Raw genomic sequence first — 2,689 nt, forward strand, 5'->3', positions numbered from 1 at the left:
CCCGGTCATCGCGATAATCGTTGAATAGCCAGGTACCGAGCGTTGAATCATGTCGGGGAACACTTCGACGACGTGTTCGTCAAAGGCGAAGCGGCCAAGATTAACGTGGGGTGTGGCGTAGAGGGTGTCTGGTTTGGTCATTTTTGCTTACTGCTAGGGATTCCGGCGGGTCCGCTTTGGATTTTATCACAGCTCCGCTTTTGCATGGGCGGTAGGCTTCCTTTTTCCTACTGGTTAGCAGGGCACTTTGACTGCTAGTGTAATAGCTTCAGTTTCGACGAGAGGGGTGGGCTAGCTCCATAGGCCAGCCCCTTGGTGTTCAGGGTTGATCTGCTGCTTGGGTAACGGTTGCAGATACGAATGATTCATTTCCCAGCGGAGTTTTTACTGAAACGGTAACAGTACCGCTGCCTTTGGTGGCTGCGGGCTTTATTCCAAAACTAAAGAAGGCTTCGCCGTCAAAATTTGACGAGGGTACAGTGAATGAGTCTGGGCCAGAAATGGAGCCTAGGTCAGTTTCTACCGAGATGACTGTGCCAGCGGGCGGAAGCTGGTTGTTGACGCTGTCTATTAATGCGGTGACTGTCGCCGAGGCTGGCGCTGTAGCGTCACCAAGCGAGATGCTTGATGGCATTACAATATTAAAAAAGGATTCAGACAATACAATAACAATGCTTTCGCGAATAGTTGCAGTTGTTTGTGTCGAGTTACACTTATTCGGCCCTTTACACAGTAGGCCTTCGTATAGGCCGCTAGGATCATCTCTAGTGAAGTTGCTATTGAAGTCAATGTAGGGTTCATTTGGTGAATCGTAAATGCCATTCTCGTCGTCATCGCGAAAGGCTTCTGCTAAGTCTGTGAATGATTCGGCATCATCGTATTGCCCATTTGATGGGTTGCTGTCATTGAAACTTTCCTCGCCAATCGCTGTTGCCAGTACAGTAATGCGCTCGTCTGGTTGTGGCCGCGGTTTTTGCGAGGTTAGTGTGACAGAGCATGCGCCGCCAACGGTGGTGCAGCTGCCTTCAATTGATGCCCCTTCGGACTGGAAGGCGACCGCAGTGCCATCGGGTACCGGGTTGTTGTATCGGTCGGCTGCGCGAATAGTCAATTCTGTGGTAATACCGTCGTATTGAGATCCTTCAATATTGAGGGTAGTGGCACTAAGGGAGAAGCTGTCTTGATCAGGAATTCCTGTTGTAATGACTAAGGCGCTGGACTGCGCGCTTGACGTCGCCGAACTTTGGACTGCAGTAGCGGTAACGCGCACTGCGGTTGCAACTGTGCCGGACGCGACGGTCGTGGTTACTATGCCTTCGGCATTGGTAGTGTTTTGGTTGGTGCTAAGGGTGATGCCGCCAGAAGTGTTGTTAAGCTCGAAGGTGACTAATTGATCGGCTACAGGCCCCCCTGCAGTATTAGTGACTTTAAATGACGTAACTGACTGTTCTGGGATGGCGCCAGAACCTTTAATACCAATGATTTGTGGGCTTGCAGAAATAAATCTGATTGAGCCTAGTGGTGCGGGGGTGGTTTTAATTGTCACTGTGGCAGTGTAGCTGGTTCCATTTAAGCTAGTTTGAGCAGTAATTTTGTCATTGCCATCACAGCCAAGCGTTGTATAAGTGGTACTTAAGGTGCCACTTGTATTGCTAATGATTGTTGGGCTGAACTCAGCAAGGCCGGATCCACTGCAGGGTGAATTAAACAAAATATCAGCCGCATCAGTTATGAAATTGTCATTTTGATCAACAAACGACACGGTAAGCGTAGCGCTTTGGCCTGCATTTAAGTCAGTGCTATTACTTGCAATTAGGCCAGCGGTAAAGGTACCTGATGTAAATGAGCCAAACCTGATGACAGTAGGCTCTGTAACACTGCCGTCTTCGTTATCAGTGGGGGTGGTTGTAGTGTTTGTGCTGGGAGTTAACGTTGGCCCATCGCTACTTCCGCCGCCACAGGCAGTGAATATAAGTGCCGCCAATACCAATAGGCTAGAGCGTGAGAAGCGTTTCATAATGGGTGTCCCCTATCTATTTGTTGCTTAACTAGGTCTGAATAATGTCTAAGACTATATTTTTTCTTGGGCTAATGCAGTAAGTCACTAAGTATTAACGCATATTAGCTTAATTGTTCAGGTTTTGCGGCAAACTTGTGATGGGGGCGGCAAAAGTGGATGTAGTTCTTGCTGTGATTGATCAGAAACAGGCTTGGGCCTGTTTCTGCCCCTTCGGGCGGCATTCGCCGTCTAAAATGCTGGTCGCATTTTATCGAACCGCTGCGGCGGTTCGCATCCACCCGTCGGGGGGTGGCGTATTTTTCTATGGTCGAAAAAAACCATCGTTTATTGATACCAGCGGGCGGCGGTTGTATTGGTGTCATCAAAATAGGTAAATATTTTTTGACACCACTATTGTTTGTTGATACCACCTTAAGTCAATTGGAAGTCATCATGTCGCGAGTATTTGCCTACTGCCGAGTTAGTACCACAGAGCAGGCCACGGAAAACCAATTGTTTGCCATCCAGAAGGCGGGGTTTGAAGTAACAAACGATCGTTGCGTGTCAGAGACTATTTCTGGTTCAACTGAGGCAATGAAGCGTCCTGCCTTCCGCGCAATGGTTGAACATAGCTTGGAGAAGGGCGATACATTGGTGGTTTTGAAGCTCGACCGCCTTGGTCGTGACGCC

At 48.8% G+C, this 2,689-nt stretch carries 2 protein-coding genes and 1 pseudogene; 1 reads left to right on the plus strand and 2 read right to left on the minus strand.

Annotated elements, in window-relative coordinates; all coding sequences use genetic code 11:
* Together ABYP33_RS18450 and ABYP33_RS18455 are read right to left on the minus strand one after the other, a co-directional pair.
* A pseudogene (locus tag ABYP33_RS18450) lies at window positions 1–141 on the minus strand (carboxy-S-adenosyl-L-methionine synthase CmoA); the annotation flags it as partial.
* A 178-nt stretch (window positions 142–319) separates the two neighbouring features.
* Window positions 320–2,017: an Ig-like domain-containing protein gene (locus ABYP33_RS18455; protein ID WP_373092732.1), complete on the minus strand. Its 1,698-nt coding sequence runs from the start codon at window positions 2,015–2,017 to the stop codon at window positions 320–322.
* A 306-nt stretch (window positions 2,018–2,323) separates the two neighbouring features.
* Between ABYP33_RS18455 and ABYP33_RS18460 the strand changes: the two genes are divergently transcribed.
* On the plus strand, window positions 2,324–2,689 hold a 366-nt coding region (locus tag ABYP33_RS18460; protein WP_373092734.1), incomplete at its 3' end, for a recombinase family protein.

The organism is Zhongshania sp., assembly GCF_041584495.1.
Lineage (GTDB): Bacteria > Pseudomonadota > Gammaproteobacteria > Pseudomonadales > Spongiibacteraceae > Spongiibacter.

Excerpts from the sequence above, each read along its gene's own strand:
- ABYP33_RS18455 (WP_373092732.1), bottom strand. The coding sequence starts at position 2,017 with ATGAAACGCTTCTCACGCTCTAGCCTATTGGTATTGGCGGCACTTATA.